This window comes from Paenibacillus sp. LT-B23 (genome assembly GCF_059417685.1).
The window spans coordinates 14,260-33,172 of the sequence record NZ_JBSQBM010000003.1; the positions used below are offsets into that span (position 1 = coordinate 14,260).

Below are 18,913 nucleotides of genomic sequence, written 5' to 3' on the forward strand. Positions count from 1 at the left end.
CATGTGTTTAAACGTTATATTTGTAGTCTATTATGTGTGGCAATGTTGCTGGGTCCATGGAGTACATGGGCATATGGAGAAGAAGGGAAAGGAGAGGCTGCGGCTTCTCAGGCTTCTTCGTCTTCCACTCCACAGATTATTACCAGAGCATGGCTTGCACAGCAAACAGGCAAGGATCAGGCTTGGGTCAATGCACAGTTATCCAAAGGCTATACTTTATATGATATTTATAAAGCATGGCAAAAAGATGGTGGGGAAAACTCATTACCTGAACAAAGTCCTGCCTTGTGGGTACAGCAAAATGGGCTTGAATTGAGCACAAAAGCGAAGATGGAACCGTCCAAGGAGTCGGCTGAACTCAAGGCAGGTGAAAAGCCCGTTCAGGATGAAGTGGTGAATCCTAAACCGCTGGATAAGGGTGAGGAACCATCGCTGGTCCCTGAGACGACTGAGGTAGGTATACCATCCGTACCCAGTGTACATGATTCCGTATATGCGCCGATTCCAGGAGAAAACGGTCTGATCGGGCAGGATTTACTTAAACAAAGTTTGTTACAGGTATCTGCTACAACAGATGTGTATGCTCCTTTTGATCAGGCGGCGCTTGCACAAAGCAGGTTAAATGATGATGCTTCGCGTTATGGGCTGGATTACGGTGACAACAGTGTATCCACCGCTTCTGGACAGCTTATCGTTCAAAATACAGACTTCGTGCTGCCCGGGTCATTGCCCTTTGCACTGACTCGTGTGTATAACAGTTCATTGGCGAATAACCAGATTGGTGTGCAGCAAAATGAGGGGGTGTACACAAACACAAGTGTCATCCGCGAGGAGGAAGCAGCTTCAAGTCTGGGACGAGGCTGGAAATGGGATCTTCCTCATATGCAGAAACAGGACGGTAAACGGCATTTGTACATGCCGGGAACAGGCTCCTATGAACTGAAAAATGATTTGAAGCTTGAAGGATATGCATACAAAGATCTGAAGATCAGTACAGATCAAAGCGCAAGCGTGCAGGGAATACGAAGTGAATACAAAATATCAGAGCTGAATGGAAACGACTTTTATCTCGATCAGGATGGTTATTTGATATTAATCCAGGATGCGTATAAGAATCGTGTGGAATTGGATTATACAAGTTCTGGTGGAGCTAAGCTCATTCGTTCGATTCGAAACAATGATGGCAGAGAGCTTGACTTCACTTACAATGCCGGACAGCTTGTCGTCAAAGAGCAGGGCACGGACCATCAGTACACCTATCGTCAAAGTGGCGAGGGAAGCAGCAAGGTGCTAACGGAAGTGCTGGATTCCCTGTCACGAAGCACAAGCTATACGTATACCTTCATGGATGCTCCGTTTAATTTGGTAGCAGATAGTGAAGGGAAAACGGGAGCCCTACAGCAAAATGCAACTGCGCTGCTTACCAGAATTGCACGATCGACTTCGTCCATGACAGACATTCGTTACGAAGCCTATAACAAGCAGATAGGCGTATACGGTACACAAGGCGTGTTTAAAGTGATTTCACGCGCAGATGTGTACAGCACAACGGCAGGTAACCGTTTTTTAAATAAAACCGATTTCACCTATTCGGGAGAAGATCTAACCAGCTATGGCAAAAACGCTGAATGGACGGTGGTTGCTACAGGAACACGTACAACAGAAACCTTCCATTTCGCTAAAACCTTTAGAGGAGAGCATGCGCCCGACAAATCGGTTCTTAGCCGCTATGATCAAGAGGGAGATTCCACCGGGTATCATGTAGACTACACGTATAAGGACGCCATGGACTGGAATTTGCCTGCGCAAATGCGAGAGTCCTATACGGAGGGTGGTTCTTCATCAGAACCAGTGACGACCTCCTATGAGTACAATGAATATGGTCTCCCTTTGAAAATATCCCAAAGTACGGGGTCGGAGACGGTTCATACGTATAAAGCCTCAAATGAGCCTTTTTTCTGGGTACAACCTGTTCAGACGGTTAGGAAAATAAGTGAAGGAAAAACCGGAACGACAGTTCGAACCTATAAAGCAGAGGGCACATTGTATGAACTGAAAAACTATGAAGGTACAGAGCAAGGCAAGCTTTTATCACACAGCTATACTTTTTACAATGCAAAAGGGAATGTAAGCGGTCAGAAAGTTCTGATTGACGATAGAAACTATACGGATGTGTCTATTGATTATAAATCATCCTATGGTTCTCAGCTCGCGACAAGGCAGCTTTTGCCTAAAGGTGTTGAGTATACGTATGACTACTATCCAACTGGAGAAATCAAGTCCCAAACCGATGCCAAGCGCAAAACGGAGTCCTATGTGTATGACGCATTGGGGCGTGTAACGAAGGTTACTTATCCGGATGGAACTCAAACCGTTGTGGTGTATAAGGATGATACGAACGATGTCACCGTCACCGGACCGGATGGCGTGAGCGCTGAAAGAATGTATAATCCATTCGGACAAATGCTCCAGCAGCAGGTGGGGGATGCGATTTACGGATATGGTTATGATGATCATGGAGATATGGTAGAAAGCACGGATGCCGAACAAGCAACCACTCACTACGCCTACGATGCTTTTGGACGGCCTGTGAAGACGACCTATGCGGATGGAACAACAGATACCGTGGCGTATCATGCGGTGGAACGTACCGTGACTCAGACGGATGCCTCTGGCTACCGTGTACGTGAAGTATCGGATGCTTTAGGTCGTGTGACTTCCACACAAGAAGCTACAAATGGATCCTTTCAGCCGCTGGAATCTTTAGCTTACAATCATGCGGGTAGGGTCACTAGCCGGACGGACGGTAACGGCCAACGTATGACCTATGATTACGATGCTCTGGGACAAATGACTTCGGTCACAGATCCATCCGGACAGCAGGTTAGCTATATGTATGATCTGGCCGGAAATTTGAAGACCGTTCAGTATCCTGACGGGCAAAAGAATCTGTACTCGTATGATGAGCTGGGCAGACGCATGCTGCTTGAGAAATCCAGTGGAGGAACGACGCTAAATATTTACGATACGGATGGAAATATCACCCGTATGCTGACAGGAAAATCGGAAGCGATCACCTTTCAATATAATACGGACGGGCTGGTTACCGAAGCAGCGGGACCAGATTTTAAAACCAATTACACCTATGACCGTGCGGGACGCAGAACCAGCATGGCAGATGGGCAGGGAACGACCTCTTATGCTTATGATCCAGCAAATGGATCGTTGACCGGACTAAAGTACCCGGATGGTACGCAAATCAGCTATGAGTACAACAAGCAGTCTCGCACAGGCTATGTGCTGACCGATGCTTCTGGAACGTCTATGCAAGTTCAATCGAAACTGGACAGATTGGGCCGAGTGACTCAAATGGACATTAGCAGTGGAGCGGGTGCAGCCAACGTACAGAGTGTGGCAGGAGCGAGTGCTGCTGCGGGCGGATCACTGGATCGCATGACGTTTGAGTATGCTCCTAACGGGCTGCTGAAAGGTCAGTCTTCAAGCCGAGGACTGAATACGCGATTCAGCTATAATGGGCTGGATTTGTCCGGGGTTACGGTCGAGCAAGGCGGTACGGCATTGCACCAATTTGGGTATGAAGCGGGATGCCAATAAAAACATCATCGGACGTACACAAAACGGAACCACAGACCAGTTTGGATATGACCCGTCCAACCGGATTGCCAGCGAAGCCGCAGGTGAGAAGAACAAGACCTACGGCTACGATCCGAGTGGAAACCGAAGCGCGGAAGGCAGCGGCAAAGTGTTCGGTATGGAGAACGCCAGTTATGGCTATGATTCCGTCAGTCGTCTGACAAATGTGAGCGGTGAGGGCAAAGAGGTCGGATACAGCTATAACGGAGACGGGCTGCTGTACGAGCGTACAGAGGGAGGCAAAACGACCCGGTATTACTACGACGAAGAAGCGAAGCTGATGGCGGAAGCTGAGGTCGAAGGTGGAACGGCGAAGATCACGTATGCTTACGTATATGACTTGTCCGGTCAACTGTGGGCGAGACAGGATAAGGCAAATGGGCAGTTGCAATATTATCAGCTGAACGGCCACGGGGATGTAGTGGGCCTGAGTGATAGCTCGGGCAAGGAGCTGAACAGCTACAGCTACGACATTTGGGGCGGCCCGGAGACGGCGAAAGAGACTGTTCCGAACGTGCTGCGTTATGCTGGCGAGTATTGGGATGATACGACTGGACTCCAGTATTTGCGCGCACGTTGGTACGATCCGGGCACAGCGCGTTTTATGGGCGAGGATACGTATCAGGGCGAGATGAGCGATCCGCAGAGCTTGAATTGGTATGCGTATGTGAAGAATAATCCTTTGAGGTTTAGTGATCCTAGTGGACATATGTATACTGAAATAGGTACTAACTATAGTGCAAATGATAGCGCCTCAATTAATAAGTATAAGGCTATTTTTCAACTTGGAGTTGTTCACGGAAATCCACTTATAATGCAAAGTGCACATGATGCTGCTAACTTTGTTAGATTGAAATATCAAACTTATGTAAATCGAACTAACTATTTATCTAAGGTTTACTATCCTATTGTGAATAAGGATCAGTATAATGAATTACTTAAAGGTAGCGCAAATGAGGTTCCTTTTCTAGAAGATCCATTATTCTATTTGTTTGATGGTACATTTACTTTGTCTTATAAAGCTGCAGCCTCTCTTGCAGTTAAGACATTGGGTAAAAAAAGTGTAGAGCAAACTACTACTTATATGCTTAAGATGGATTTACAGTTATTTGCTAAAAAGGGAAAAAAATTTAGAGGGGGAGCAAAGTCAACCCGTGATAATTGGTATGGCTATAATGATAAAGAATTTCAAAAATGGTGGCACAGATCGGGCAAGAAAGAATATGGTGGTAATGATATCGAAGATAGTGCAGAGGCTAAAGCAATATATGAATACTGGATGTCGATTGGTAAGCCAAATGTAAAATAAGGTGGAGACGAAGTGAATAAATTACTTTTAGAAAATGTTATAAATAATGGGGATTTAATGGAAGCGGTGAAGATGATAGAAGAAGTGGGCGAAAAGAGAGATAATGAATTTACATCTATACTGATTAAGCATCTTGGATCAACTGATAGTCCAATATTAAGAAATGCAATCGCTATTGCATTAGCTGATATAAGGAATCAAGAAGCTATTTTGCCACTTATCAATGTACTGAAACACCCAAAAACAGAAGGGAGCAGAGGAACGTTATTGTATGCTTTAGAATCTTTTGATATTGTTCCCCATATTGTTACAATAACAGATTTACTTGATGATAACTTTGAAGTCAGCAGACATTCTTTTCAATTGATAAGTGGCGTGGCTAATAATCTCTCTAGTACACAAAAGGAGATATGTAAACAATTGATAAAAGATAAGATAGCTGATGAGAAAAATAGAAATAATCGCACCTTTTTGTTAGATTCTCTGCATCTTTTTAACTGATTTTTTTCGTGATAGCTTTTTGCGAATAACTAGAAGTCCTATAGATAAAATGCTTTGTAGAGACCACATGTGAAATATTTGCATGTGGTCTCTTTCTATCTCGAAATGGAGCTTTCTCAAAAATGGTGTAGTAGATTCCTTTACGTATGACAATTCGAAACGGATTGTTACTAATGGTCACGGAGTTATAATTGAAATCAGGGATTCATCTGGAGCTTTATGAAATCAATATCAATATGATATTGGGGCAATGAAGAGTTCAAGGAAGAAAAAGTCTACGATCCGATATCAGGCGAATTATGGACGATACAACGGAACTGCAATACCTGCGTACCAGATGGTATGATCCTGATAGTGGAAGGTTTATTAATTAGTATACAAAACTTTCAAGTAATTGGAGATTGTATACTATTCTATCAGGTTCAGAAGGATTAAAAATAGGCGTGTACTCTAGTTACAAAAAAGGCACATTGGAATTCGATATACATTGTGAAAGAGTAGAGATTTTTGGTTCAGAGTAAAGCCAAATTCGCCTTGAGGGATAGATTCCTTCAAGGTTTTTCATTTGCATTGGACTCATTGGGTTATTTTATGCAGATGAATTGAATATGGGAATTTCATAATAGGGAAGTATAAGAGTACAATGGGTACAGCCATAAAGCTGAATTAAATATATTTAAAACTATTGCTGTAGAGTCACGTTTAATTGCAGAGTATAATGCAATTGATGGTGAAGGAGTTCTCTACAATTTGGAAGCAATAAGGAGAATTAAGACCAGGGAATCTCTTTCTTTTATGAAGATAAGAGCAGGTTCGGGAAAAAAAGGAGTTATCTTATCAGAAGAATGTCTTAATGCTGATTCAATAATTATTGTATGACTGTAAAGGGGAGTGGTCTGTTATCGCCACTTAATACTGAGTATAAAATTCATGAAAGGCTTGTTTCATAAGCTCTAGTTCAACTAAAAGAATTTATTAATAGCTTGCATTTTAACTCAGCCAATTTATTCACAACTTTGTAATCTCGGTGGTCGGGGAGATTGCGAGATTGTTGTCGAATTGTTTCACTATATTTACATACTATACTCTGGTAATCTATTAATATATATAGGGGGGAAGGAAAGGCGTTCCGATTCAATCGGTTGAGATGCGTTTATGTTCTATATGTTTAGTGAATGTCTATATTGCCATGTCTATATCGTCATGCCTGTATAACTTCATAGACAAGCTAGAGATAGCTCCCGCACAATATAAAATACAGCACAGGATGGTGTAAGTAATGAAGTTTTTGAAAGTAAAATGGATGGCTGCATGTTTGATGGCAATCTGTTGTTTGGGTCTGTTGGGCATACATACGAATACAGCAAGTGCGCAAGCGAAGGCTCCTTTGCTGGGGGTCAATGATGTATTACTGGATTCGAATACGATTCGGCCAGTGATGGAAAATGACAAGTTGTATGTTCCTATCGTTACATTAGGTCAAAAAATGGGGATTTCCACTTCGGTCAGCGGTCGTACATTGCAGTTGACTGGACATAATCGCAGCTTTACGCTGGATCTGACCAAGGGTGATGTTTTTGAGCGCGGAGGACGTACGATGGTGCCGATTCGCATTTTGGCGGATGCCTTCGGTTTTACCATCACGATACCTTCAAGCAATCTATACCGGATTCAGAACGCGAATGCGAGCTTGTCTGATACACAATTTTTGAACAAATTTGCCGCAGAAATTAAACAGTATGCAGCCGTGAAGCCAGGCAAAGCCGGCAATGCAGGAACTAAGGGGAACACCTCCCCATCGAGCCGTACGATTTATTTGAGCTTCGATGACGGTCCTACGGCACATACCTCACAGCTGTTAGATATCCTGGATAAATATAATGCCAAGGCGACTTTCTTCATGTTGGGACCGGAAATTCGACAACATAGTGCAGTTATGAAGAGAATGGTAGAAGCGGGTCATGGTTTGGGCTTGCACGGGATGACGCATCAGGTGAAGAAAATTTATGCTTCTCCGGCAGCGGCGCTTGCAGAAATGAATCAGGATAATGAGATTTTATTCCAGGCAACAGGGCAACGCACTTCTTTAATTCGCACGCCTTATGGCAGCAAACCGTATTTGAATAAAGCATTCCGTGATCAGCTGACGGGTGCGGGCTATCATATTTGGGATTGGAATGTTGATTCCAACGATTGGCGTTATACCAAAAATCCAGAGCATTTTGAACAGAGCGTTCTGAGTGATATTAGAAGATTGAAAAAACAAGGCAGAACACCTGTCGTTCTTATGCATGATAAGCCATCTACGATCAAGGTTCTTCCACAGATCATGGCAGCTTTGCAGAAAGAAGGCTATTCTTTCGAGCCCTTGAATGGCAATCTGACTCCACTTAATTTTTGGAATGATCATCGTTAATTGAATAGCTGTCAGAAAAACAGGCTACCCTACTTTATTTTTTGAAGAGGGGGGTCTGTTTTTCTATATAAGCGGTAAGCAGAAATCAGGTCTTGGATAAACAAGCGTTACATTGCCCAATAAGGAAGTAAAGACACCTTTAAAACAATTTATTAGTTTTTTCAAGGTGTTTTTTGTTGTGTGTACACAGAAAATCATGAGGTTTGCAGCTTGTTTTATATGAATCTATGATTTCAGTTCCCTCTTCAGGTCATATGACTTTACGGGTTGCCACGTCGCTGCATATATTGCAGTAACTGCCCCGAGAGGAGGAACAGATATGAATATTAACCCCGCTATGTTTAGTATGTTTTGCGCTACCACAGGTGCCATTATTACCTTTGCATTTGGCGGTTGGAATCAGCTTATGGTGCTGTTCACGGTTGCCATGGCTGTTGATTATGTGACTGGGGTTGCCGCAGCGATTAAGACTGGGGAAGGCTTGAGCAGCAAAGCAGGGTTTTGGGGATTGACGAGGAAGGCTTTGATGCTGATGGTGATTTCTTTGGCACATCATGTAGACCTCCTGATGGGCACTGAAATCATGAAAGGGGCGGCGACGTATTTTTATTTATCCAATGAATTAATCTCGATTACGGAAAACTGCTCACGCATGGGCTTGCCGCTCCCACCGAAGCTCAAGAATTTTTTTGCTCTGCTGAAGGACAAGGAGTCTGGCGGGAAAGATGGTGGAAAAGATCGCTAGAATTACGAAGTTTCTTTCCGTATGCGGGACGTTATGATAAAATTTTCAAGAGAACATTTTAAGATAAGGAGCCTATACGTATGATTAAACATATTGTTTTGTTCAAATTGAAAGAACGCTCCCCTGAAAGCATTGAGCATACGGCGTCCGTCTTGCGCAGCATGAATGGCAAAATCAAAGAACTTCTATCACTCGAAGTAGGTACGGATGTGATTCGTTCGGAACGATCTTATGATATTTCCCTTACGGCTGTTGTCGAAACACTGGAGGATCTGCAGACGTATCAGGTACACCCTGTACATCAGGAGATCATTGTACACATGAACGAAGTGAAAGATGTATCGATCGCAGTTGATTATGAAATTTGAAGCGGTTACGGGAGGTGAAGGACCTTGTATTATGTCAATCGGGAGCAAATTGAGCTTCGACTAGGGGCCGTTCCCGACATTGTTGCAGGACTCCGCCGCATAACGGCCGCTTGGAACGGAGATTTGTTGCAGGGGCTGGTGCAGGAGCGCTGCCTACATCTGACGATTGAAACGGTAACGGACGTAGGAAGCTATATCATTGACGGATTTATTATGCGTGATGCCAGCAGCTACGAGGATATTATCGGTATCATTCATGAAGAGGGCGTACTGGATGATACCGTGTTTAATCCGATCATGGAGCTGGTCGCCTTGCGGAAACCCTTGGTGCAGGAATATTTCCATTGGGACCGGACGAGCCTTCATCCGCTCACACCTGAGCTGCCCGAGCTATTGGAGCGTTTTGCATCCAGTGTGCATGACTATTTAAATAAGGAATTGGGTCCGCGGCCCGAGGGAGTGTAAAGGCTAAAGTGACGGATAAGTATATCGTTCCCGAAATGCCCACCAGGCGCATAATTATGACATTGTTGAAAACCAAGGGACCTGTGGGTGTCGGAAGCTTGGCAGCTCAATTGGGCATTACCGAAATGGGGGTGCGCAGGCATCTCAAATTGATGGAGCAGGATGGTCTCATCGTCGCTACCGTAGTGCGGCAGGCGATGGGACGTCCGACGTTTTTGTACAGTCTGAGCGAGCACGGAAGTGAGCAGTTCCCCCGCAATTATGATCATTTGTTGCTGGAACTACTGGGGGAACTGGATGAAGAGCAGGGAATGGAAGCTGTTTACTCTCTGTTTGACGGCAGAAAACGCAAAATGATGAAGCGTTACGCCCCTCAGATAGAGAGCGAGACCACGCTGGCTTCACGTGTGGAAAAGCTTTCCGGCATTCAGAATGCCTCCGGTTATATGGCGGAGTGGCGGGAAGAAGAGGACGGGAGCTACTCTATTGTGGAATACAATTGTCCGATTTCTCAAATCGCAGGCCGTTACCGCAAGGCTTGTGAATGTGAGCAGCAAATGTTCGAGGAGCTGCTTGATGCCGAGGTTGTTCGTGAGGATTGCTTGGCGGATGGAGGACGTTGCTGCTTGTATCGTATCCGGTCCCGAAAAAAGTAGGAGCTTTTATGGTCGTTCGCTGTGTCATGACAAGCTCTCCCTGCTTATAATGCATTAACAGATGGGCATTCGCCCGGGCATAAGGGAGAGATGATGATGAAAGAAAACCACAAAAGCTTTATCCGTGGTGCGGTGGCAGGTAGCATTGCCGGTTCGCTCGCTGCACTGTTGTTTGCCCCCAAATCAGGTCGTGATCTGCGTCAGGACATTACGGATCAGGCACGTCTAGTCAGTGATAAGGGGCAGGAACTGGCCGGGAAAATTACAGATGCCTCTATTGAGTATACCGATAAAATTAAGGATACGGCCTCAGCGGTTATTCATGAAATCGGGCAATTTCGCAAAAAAGGCGGAGTTCTTCCTGAAGTCAGCATTTCATCCGATCCTGTTCAAGAAGATACGAAAAAGGATTCCCTGTAAGCAGCTCTAAATCAATATAATTTAACTGAATATGGATTCGCTTCGAGGCTTCTCCTGTTGGGATGAAGCCTCTTTGTTGATCGCTTTCCCTTTTTCGGGTAATATTTTGGGGTACCTTTTACTCGAATACAACATAAGGTATGTAGCAACGGATAGCTTCCCAAGAGGGAACGACTCATACTTGAACAAAAAAGGAAGCGGTGTGTACGTGCAGCAAGCGATTGCAATATTGGATTCCGGTGTAGGAGGACTGACGGTTGTTAAAGAAGTCATGCGTCAACTTCCAAGGGAAAAAATCATTTATTTTGGAGACACTGCGCGCACCCCGTACGGACCCCGGCCATCGGAAGAGGTAAAGAAATTTACGGAGCAAATGGTTGATTTTCTGATTCAATTTGATCCGAAAGTCATTATAATTGCCTGCAACACGGCAACAGCCGCGGCATTGGACTATATTAGTCAAAAGGTATCCATTCCGGTGATTGGAGTCATCCACCCCGGGGCACGTGCTGCAATTAGCGCAACAGCCACCGGGCATGTCGGGGTGATTGGGACTGTAGGTACAATCCGAAGCGGAGCCTATACGGCTGCGTTGAAGCAACTATCCCCCTATGTAGACGTGGTGAGCCATGCTTGCCCTTCGCTTGTTCCTTTGGTGGAACAGGGATTGTTCCGTTCAGAGACAACATCAGAGGTCGTAGAGGAGACATTGAGACCGATTCAAGCGTACCCGATTGATTGTCTGATTCTGGGTTGTACGCATTATCCTTTTTTGAAGGAAACGATTCAGGAAGTGATGGGCCCCAACGTGAAGCTGATTAGCTCCGCAGACGAAACGGCTCGTGAGACGAGTACGATTTTGTATAACAAGGGCAAGTTGGAAGCCGGGGATGAGACACCAGTGCATCAGCTTTTTTGTTCTGGTGATCCGGAATTGTTCCAGAGCATTGCCGCACAGTGGCTTGGGGAGCAAATTCGTCAAACGCCTGTTGTTTGGCAGGTCACCAATCTCGATTGACGAGACAGCCGATTTTTTGTCATTAGACAAAAGAATCGGCTGTTTTGGTATTCGCTTCATCAAGACACGCCGCGTCTGCATAACATGCAGTAAGACAGATGGAAGGGGCGTAGAAGATGAGGGAATATATCGTACAAAAAGGAGATACTTTGCACCGGGTCGCCTCGGCTTTTAAATTATCGGCAGATACATTGATGGCAGACAATCCATGGACTGCCGCGCAACCCTATCTGGTTTGTGGTCAAGTGCTGTACATTCGTCCGTCAATGGATCGTAAATACGTTATTCAGCCCGGTGAGCATGCAAGACACATTGCCAAGCAGTTTGGTGTGGAACTTGATGAACTGCGGCAGGCTAATCCCGAACTTGCGGAGCATGATTTTGTGGAAGGAAAAACAATGATTATCCCTGAACACCATCAGGATCAGATTATACGTTTGCGCGGGGAGTATGGGTACGAGGACTTGAGAGAAGATCTTGCGGCACTGGCTCAAAGGTATCCGTTTATTGAAGTTGGCAGCATCGGCACCAGTGTTATGGGAAAGGATATTCCCTATGTACGGATTGGACGGGGACCATTGAAAATTCACGCCAATGCCTCCGTACATGCCAATGAATGGCTGACGACACCGTGTTTGCTGCGTTTTGTAGAGCGATATGCGCAAGGAGTCGACAGGATGAATGGAAATGAAGGGGGGGAGCATCATGATGAGCGAGAGGATCAAGGTAATGCTCCTCCATGGATATATGGCGTTTCTCCACAGACTTGGCTAAACTGTACTTCCTTATGGGTAGTGCCCATGGTTAATCCGGACGGGGTTGAGCTGGTTCAACAAGGTGTCCTTCCGTCTCATCCCCTGTATCCTGACTTAAGAAAATGGAATGATGGCCGCGCTGATTATCGTGGATGGAAGGCAAACATTCGCGGTGTGGATCTCAACGATCAGTTTCCGGCGCATTGGGAGGAAGAGGTGCGAAGACGCGGCAAAACTGGCCCGTCCAGTAGGGATTACGCGGGTCCTGCGCCTTTGTCTGAGCCGGAGGCTAAAGCGCTTGTCGATCTGACGGAGCGGGAACGGTTTGATATGGTGTTGTCCATACACAGTCAGGGACAGGAAATCTATTGGAATTACCGGGATTTGGAGCCAAAGGAGAGCCGGGACTGGGCATCACGGCTGGCGGCTGCGACAGGATACCGGGCGGTAAAGCTGGGGGGCAGTGATGCTGGGTATAAGGACTGGTTTATACAGCGCTTTGGCAAACCTGGTTTTACCGTTGAAGTCGGGCTTGGTGTAAATCCGCTGCCTATGCGGGATTACGACGATATTGCGGCAGAGGTGGGCATGTTAATGGCAACGGTACTGTCGTGGTAAAAGGGTCGACCTGAAACGCCATAGTTTATCAGTACGTATTAGGAGGAGCACGTGTTTTTACAAGTGTTCCTCTTATATGTCCCTTCTAATGGGGTATATATACTTAGGAGCATTGGAAATGGAGTGAACAACCTATGAAGTGGAAAAGATTACTGTCTCTCCGTCAATGGTCACATGTGTTTCGTCGCATGCCCCGGTTTATTACGTCGTCGAAAATTCCATTGGGTGAAAAATTGCTTTTTGTCGTCCCTGTACTGCTCTATTGGGTACTGCCGGATGTCATGCCCTTTATGCCCATTGACGACATTGGGGTGACGCTGCTGCTGATGAACTGGTTTGTGACCCGCGCTGAACGAAAATATCCCGATGTGCTTGAGAAGCAGCGCGTACGTGTCCGGTAGGAATATAAGCTTGTGAATTTCGTGATTGCGATTTTTCGCAGTTTTCTTTACAATAGGAATATTGCCTTTCTAGTATAGAGGCTATTTGTAATTTATAGTTGTTGAACTTACCTGTTAAATTGTGTGGCACGGATAATCATGCTCCGTTGGACCACACTTCATTTAATCAATATGAAGGAGATGAAGTTGATGAATTGCAAAATTACTCGCAACGCTGCTAAAGTATTGAAGCTTGAATTGGATAAAGAAGAAAACCAAGGGAAGAGCCTGCGGGTTGTCATTACTCATTCCCATGGAGATCATGCTCATTACGGGCTGGATTTGGACACGCCTAAAGAAACAGATACCGTCGTATCTACAGATAAAGGCATTGATGTTATTTTGGAAAACGGCCAGCCGCTGCTGGATGGCGTGAAAATTGATTACTTGTATTTCCCCGAAGAAGGATTTGTCATTACTAACCCTTCCCAAGGTAATCACGGCGACCACTAAGCCGGAGCACGGAGGGACGACAGATGGCCAATGATATTCGCGTATGTGATGAATGCAATCATATTCGCTTGAAAACAATCTTGCCCAAGTTGCAAAAGATGGCACCGGATGCGGAGATCAAAATCGGTTGCAAGTCGTATTGCGGACCTTGTGGGAAGCGGGCGTTCGTATATGTGAACGGACGCTATATAAGTGCAGCTACAGAAGATGAAGTATTGGAGAAGGCTGCGCGTTTTATAAAATAATTCCAGTACGCAGCATTCACGGCTTTGTATAGTTCCCCTTCTTCTGATCCATGCTAATGGATGCAGACTACTGCCCAGAAGGAGGAGTGACTCATGGCCCAATATGATTCTAATCTGGACAATCACAGTGTCGAGGCCCAAACGCAAAACTCGGTGGACAAGCTTCACCATGCCGTTTCTCAGGCATTGTCACATCCGGCTGAGCAACTGATTGAGCAGGCGAAGCAGTCCCGTACTCATGCGGAGCATGCCATAGAGCAGGCGAAGGACAGCCTTGGCGACGATGCGGTAGAGGTTGCCGAGGAAATGCTTGGTGAAGAGACACAACGGCTGGAGCAGGCCAAAAAAGCATTGCGCCCATAAGCATTCGTAAATGTAAATGAGCGCGGTTTACTAGCTCAAGAATACCAAAAGCCCGATCATCAGCATGTTGCTGCTTGATCGGGCTTTTCTTGTAGGTATTCATCCTTCTGGGAATCCGGGAAGGGTGCTGTGTAAGCAACCTTCCTCAGAAAGTCTATTTGGATGTCGAAGGAGTCGTAGTTACTTCTTTGATTTGTGGTTCCCATTGGCGAATAAGATCATACGTGATCACCTGATCGGAAATGTTCAACCGATTGAGAGCTTCAGTATACCCCGGTCCGCAGGCGTTCACATCCGTAGGCTGGCCTGTGGTAAGGTTGTAACAGGTTCCTTTGGAGAACGTGCCGTCCTCGGATGGAATGTAGTACACACGACCATCAGTGAAGGCACCACTGCGCAGCACGACCATGCGAGGCTTCCCGCTGAACAGGTCATTGCCCATAAAGTGATACGGTTTCGTTGAAATGCCGAGCAGATGCATCACCGACGGTGTCAGATCAAGCTGTCCTGCCGGTTCAGTGTAAGTTCCCGCATGGCTTCCATCGGGAAGATGCACAAGCAGCGGTACCTGATTCATGATTTTCTGCATATCAAGATCTGTGAGTGGTTTACCCAGAAATTTCTCATACAGTGCCTTATCTTTAATAGAATTGTCGTGATCTCCGTAGAACATCAGGATCGTATTATCCCACAATCCGTCTTTCTTCATTTGATCCACCAGTTCACCCAGTGCTTCATCCACATAATGCACGGATTTCAAATAGTCTCCAAACATGGTCCCTTCAAACTCGCCAACATCCAAATCCACAGCGTCAGGGGACAGATTGTAAGGGTGGTGGCTCGAAATTCCGACCATATAAGCGTAGAACGGCTGTTTGACCTCAGTGGTGAGATCATTGAGCGTTTGCCGGAAAAAGGATTTGTCTCCCAGCGACCAGCCAAGCGGCTCGTCTATTTTAAAATCTTTTTTACTGTAGAACTTGTCATAGTTCATCGCCTTATACATCGTGTAGCGATTCCAGAAGCTGCTGTCGTAAACGTGAAATGCATTAGGGCTGTAGCCAGTATCTTTTAGAATAGAAGGCAACGTATCGAATTTATGGTCCGCATAACGGATGAATACCGAGCCTGTAGGGAGCGGATGCAGTGAAGCATGTGTAGTGAAATCCGCGTCTGAAGTACGGCCCTGCGCAGTCTGGTGATAATAATTGTTAAAATACATGCTTTCCTTCGTCAGCTTGTCAAAGTTAGGCGTTATGGCCTGACCGTTGATCTCCTTGCCGATGAAAAAGTTCATATACGCTTCGGCTTGAATGACCATCACATTTTTGCCTTTATACTTGCCTGAAAGGTCATTTTTCACCTGAAGCAGCTTTTGATGCTGATTAAACCATTCCTTATCCTTATCGGACTCAGCCTGAGCCAGCGTAGGCTGGGATCCCAGATGGTCCTGTCCATAGCGGTAAATGTCGTACCCGTGAAATCCGATCAGCCCGGTTACATTGTACAGGGCCATCGACCACCAGTTACCGACGAATATGCCGGTTGCCCACGTGGACGTATAGTATTTAATCGGTCCAAAGGTAAAAATGTAGCCGATCAGGAAGGCCAACGCGCCTTTGGAGAAGCGAAGCAGAAACCTTTTGCTGAATGAACCGCGTGACGTTTCGATGTAAGAATCACTCGTTGTATACCGACGCCGCAAGGAAGCCACGAACATCACATACGGAATGAACAGGATCCAGTCTGCAAAAAAGAAAAGATCCCACCAGTACATCAGAGATATGATACTTCCACCCAGGGAATCAACTTGTCCGGCTTGAAGCAAGACGGGAATCGTAATGAAATCCTGAAAATACCGATAATAAACCATGTCAGAATAAATGAGAGCGGTAAGCAAAATATCGAGCACTACAAGAGCGACCAAGCGTCCGCGCCTTGACAGCCATAAGGTCCAAAAACTCACAAGCAAGAGCGAACCGATAGCGATGACATAATCCAGCGAATTCATGTCAATATTTTGGGCATGCAGGTTATGGTGGATCAGAACGAGCTTGCCAATCATAAGTACAAAAAACAGACCAAACCCGAAATATCGGGACAGCAGCATTTTGCTGAACATGTTTCCAGTGCGATTTGCACCGGCCGTGCGAATAACCAACACTTTACCCCCTTCGGCAGAAATGTTCGGCTAGTATAAACTAAATATTAACGTAATGTTAAAACCGAAATCGCCTTTAATTATTATAGCGCTCATCCCGCGCATTTCAATGATTAAGTAAAGAAAATACAGCATTTTCCTTCCAGTACAACAGGGGAAAGCTACATTTTTATCCTATGAACAGCACAAATCAGGCCAGAAAGGCGAACGGATGGTTCGCTTCCTGGCCTGAGCATCATCTATTTAAGACTGCGACGGCGGAGTATCTTTGCGGCGCGGTGGTAGAGGGCCCAGGTACTGATAGTATTGGCATTCGATCCGGCCATTAAACAGCTTGCGGCGCTTATCGGCTTTACGGCCCCAATAGTGCTCGAATTGCTTGGTGGAGCTGATGGCAAAGAAGGACCATGTCTTCATTTCCGCTGCCGTGCGTGCGATTGACCGGATCAGCTTCTCCACCTCGGTTTCCTCACTCAGTCTCTCACCATAAGGTGGATTGGTAATCATCACACCATATTGGCCTTCAAGTCTGACTTTCGTTACAGGCATCACCTTTAATGAGATATCTTTAGCGAAGCCAGCCGCCTTTACAGCAGCCTCAGCGACTTCGATAGCACCTGGATCAATATCGCTGCCTGCAATCTCGAAAGGAATGTCATCGCGGGTCAAATCCATCGCTTCGTCGCGAGCCTGATCCCATAGCTCGCGACCAATGACAGGCCAGTCTTCCGAGTTAAAGGTACGTCTCAGCCCTGGAGCAATATTCCATGCCTGCATTGCTGCTTCTACCAGCAGAGTACCGGAACCGCAGCACGGGTCATAGAACGGTCGATCCGGGGTCCAGCGGCTAAGCTGAATCAGAGCGGAAGCCATCGTCTCTTTGAGCGGAGCCTCCGTCACGAGCTTGCGATAGCCGCGCTTGTGCAGTCCCGGACCTGTCGTATCAAGCGTTAGCAATGCACGGTCATTTAAGAGAATGACCTCTATAACGTAACGAGGGCCGTCCTCTTCAAACCAATCCATGTGGTAGGTTTCCTTGAGCTTTTCTACAATCGCCTTCTTGACGATTCCCTGACTGGCTGGTACGCTACTAAGCTGTGATTTGTGCGAGCGTCCCTCTACCGGAAATTCACCATCCATAGGAATCCAATCCTCCCATGGCAAAGCTTTGGTGCCCTCGAACAGCTCGTCGAAGGTGGTTGCGGCAAATTCGCCCATTTTAATAAGAACGCGGTCTGATGTGCGCAACCACAGGTTACACCGGCATATATCCATATAATCACCGGAAAAAACGACGCGGCCATTCTCGACGGTCAGGTCCTCGTATCCGAGTTCTCTGAGCTCCCGAGCCACGACGGCTTCAAGTCCCATCGGCGCAGTTGCAATTAGTTGCAGTTGAGTCATTAAACGTATTCACTCCGTCCCCATAATCATATAAGCTTGGTTCAATCCCTATAGTATAGGTCATTGTACACGAAGAGACAAATAATTAAGGCAAATAATTTACGAAGGACACCGCGTCCAACCTGCGTTATGATAAAGCGAGAAGGAGAGATGAAACGTGGAAATTACACCCAATATGACGCCTGAACAATATGTAGACCAACTGGTACAGGAAGATGAAACGCTACGCGGCATCAGGGAGGCCATTGTTGCAGAGGGGATGCCTGAGGTATCGGTGGCTCATCCTTACGGAAAGCTGCTAACCTTTCTAATTGAGGTATCCGGCGCGCAGCAGGTACTGGAGATTGGCGCATTAGGCGGATACAGTGGATTATGCCTGGCCCGTGGATTGGGAGAAAAGGGACGCATTGTGTCATTGGAGCTGAAAGAAGCGTATGCGGCACTGGCACATAGACATATGGAGGAAAACGGCTACGGTGACCGTGTCGAATATCGTCTCGGACCTGCAGCGGACAGCCTGAAGGAGCTTCAGGAAGAGGGGAGGACCTTCGATTTTTTCTTCATCGATGCCGATAAGGAAAATTACCCGGTGTATCTGGAATATGCGATTGCTCTGGCGAATCCAGGTGCCATTATTGCGGGAGATAACTGTTTCCTTCGCGGACGGACGCTCAATACCGACAAGAACGGTCCTGCCGTACAGGCCGTGAGACGCTTTAACGAAACGATAGCTACGGACCCGCGGCTAGTCAGTACGCTTTTACCAGCCTATGACGGATTGGCATTGGCCCGTGTAAAATAGGCTGTAGTGTTACTTATATAGCTATGCAAAAAATAGCTATACAAAAAGAACCTCCTTGTCCACAAAATTGTGGAGCGGAGGTTCTTGTCTGTTCTGGAAGGCTGATCTTACCAGAAGGCT

18 protein-coding genes are annotated in these 18,913 nt (G+C 46.2%); 16 read left to right on the forward strand and 2 right to left on the reverse strand.

Annotation, left to right across the window (positions count from 1 at the left end; genetic code table 11):
- The first annotated feature begins 3 nt into the window (after positions 1 to 3).
- From ACWXW9_RS04845 to ACWXW9_RS04915, 15 genes are all read left to right on the forward strand, one after another.
- A complete protein-coding gene (locus tag ACWXW9_RS04845; RefSeq protein ID WP_494928535.1) occupies positions 4 to 3,615 on the forward strand; it encodes a DUF6531 domain-containing protein in 3,612 nt (1,203 codons plus the stop codon).
- Positions 3,533 to 4,963, forward strand: a complete 1,431-nt coding sequence (locus ACWXW9_RS04850) for an RHS repeat domain-containing protein (RefSeq protein ID WP_494928536.1) — start codon at positions 3,533 to 3,535, stop codon at positions 4,961 to 4,963. Before ACWXW9_RS04845 ends, ACWXW9_RS04850 begins: the two co-directional genes overlap by 83 nt.
- A gap of 12 nt (positions 4,964 to 4,975) precedes the next feature.
- Entirely contained in the window at positions 4,976 to 5,464 is a 489-nt protein-coding gene (locus ACWXW9_RS04855; protein ID WP_494928537.1) for a HEAT repeat domain-containing protein, read from the forward strand.
- Positions 5,465 to 6,743: 1,279 nt separating this feature from the next.
- Positions 6,744 to 7,880 carry a polysaccharide deacetylase family protein gene (locus ACWXW9_RS04860; protein WP_494928538.1) on the forward strand — a complete coding sequence of 379 codons (1,137 nt, stop codon included), beginning with the start codon at positions 6,744 to 6,746 and terminating at the stop codon, positions 7,878 to 7,880.
- Between the two features lie 319 nt (positions 7,881 to 8,199).
- Complete coding sequence (locus ACWXW9_RS04865) at positions 8,200 to 8,625, forward strand: phage holin family protein (protein ID WP_494928539.1); 426 nt, start codon at positions 8,200 to 8,202, stop codon at positions 8,623 to 8,625.
- An 80-nt stretch (positions 8,626 to 8,705) separates the two neighbouring features.
- Positions 8,706 to 8,993 carry a Dabb family protein gene (locus ACWXW9_RS04870; RefSeq protein ID WP_431089590.1) on the forward strand — a complete coding sequence of 96 codons (288 nt, stop codon included), beginning with the start codon at positions 8,706 to 8,708 and terminating at the stop codon, positions 8,991 to 8,993.
- Positions 8,994 to 9,017: 24 nt separating this feature from the next.
- Entirely contained in the window at positions 9,018 to 9,458 is a 441-nt protein-coding gene (locus ACWXW9_RS04875; RefSeq protein ID WP_494928540.1) for a DUF86 domain-containing protein, read from the forward strand.
- Between the two features lie 8 nt (positions 9,459 to 9,466).
- The gene (locus tag ACWXW9_RS04880) at positions 9,467 to 10,114 is read left to right on the forward strand and encodes a helix-turn-helix transcriptional regulator (RefSeq protein WP_494928541.1); all 648 of its coding nucleotides are present in this window, start codon (positions 9,467 to 9,469) and stop codon (positions 10,112 to 10,114) included.
- Between the two features lie 96 nt (positions 10,115 to 10,210).
- On the forward strand, positions 10,211 to 10,534 hold the full coding sequence (locus ACWXW9_RS04885; RefSeq protein ID WP_494928801.1) for a YtxH domain-containing protein: 324 nt from the start codon (positions 10,211 to 10,213) through the stop codon (positions 10,532 to 10,534).
- Positions 10,535 to 10,742: 208 nt separating this feature from the next.
- Positions 10,743 to 11,552 carry a glutamate racemase gene (racE, locus tag ACWXW9_RS04890; RefSeq protein WP_025683453.1) on the forward strand — a complete coding sequence of 270 codons (810 nt, stop codon included), beginning with the start codon at positions 10,743 to 10,745 and terminating at the stop codon, positions 11,550 to 11,552.
- Positions 11,553 to 11,668: 116 nt separating this feature from the next.
- Positions 11,669 to 12,925 carry a M14 family zinc carboxypeptidase gene (locus ACWXW9_RS04895; RefSeq protein ID WP_494928542.1) on the forward strand — a complete coding sequence of 419 codons (1,257 nt, stop codon included), beginning with the start codon at positions 11,669 to 11,671 and terminating at the stop codon, positions 12,923 to 12,925.
- Positions 12,926 to 13,059: 134 nt separating this feature from the next.
- Complete coding sequence (locus ACWXW9_RS04900; RefSeq protein ID WP_134910339.1) at positions 13,060 to 13,326, forward strand: hypothetical protein; 267 nt, start codon at positions 13,060 to 13,062, stop codon at positions 13,324 to 13,326.
- Positions 13,327 to 13,515: 189 nt separating this feature from the next.
- Positions 13,516 to 13,818: a heme biosynthesis protein HemY gene (locus ACWXW9_RS04905; RefSeq protein WP_014280825.1), complete on the forward strand. Its 303-nt coding sequence runs from the start codon at positions 13,516 to 13,518 to the stop codon at positions 13,816 to 13,818.
- 23 nt (positions 13,819 to 13,841) lie between these two features.
- Complete coding sequence (locus ACWXW9_RS04910) at positions 13,842 to 14,063, forward strand: YuzB family protein (protein WP_014280826.1); 222 nt, start codon at positions 13,842 to 13,844, stop codon at positions 14,061 to 14,063.
- Positions 14,064 to 14,156: 93 nt separating this feature from the next.
- Positions 14,157 to 14,426 carry a hypothetical protein gene (locus ACWXW9_RS04915; protein WP_494928543.1) on the forward strand — a complete coding sequence of 90 codons (270 nt, stop codon included), beginning with the start codon at positions 14,157 to 14,159 and terminating at the stop codon, positions 14,424 to 14,426.
- A gap of 154 nt (positions 14,427 to 14,580) precedes the next feature.
- Here the strand turns inward: ACWXW9_RS04915 and ACWXW9_RS04920 are convergent, their stop codons facing one another.
- Entirely contained in the window at positions 14,581 to 16,590 is a 2,010-nt protein-coding gene (locus ACWXW9_RS04920; RefSeq protein WP_494928544.1) for an LTA synthase family protein, read from the reverse strand.
- A gap of 240 nt (positions 16,591 to 16,830) precedes the next feature.
- Positions 16,831 to 17,991 carry a THUMP domain-containing class I SAM-dependent RNA methyltransferase gene (locus tag ACWXW9_RS04925; RefSeq protein WP_494928545.1) on the reverse strand — a complete coding sequence of 387 codons (1,161 nt, stop codon included), beginning with the start codon at positions 17,989 to 17,991 and terminating at the stop codon, positions 16,831 to 16,833.
- Positions 17,992 to 18,148: 157 nt separating this feature from the next.
- On the opposite strand from ACWXW9_RS04925, the gene ACWXW9_RS04930 reads away from it, so the two are divergent.
- Entirely contained in the window at positions 18,149 to 18,793 is a 645-nt protein-coding gene (locus tag ACWXW9_RS04930) for an O-methyltransferase (RefSeq protein ID WP_476127965.1), read from the forward strand.
- The last annotated feature ends 120 nt before the right edge of the window (positions 18,794 to 18,913 follow it).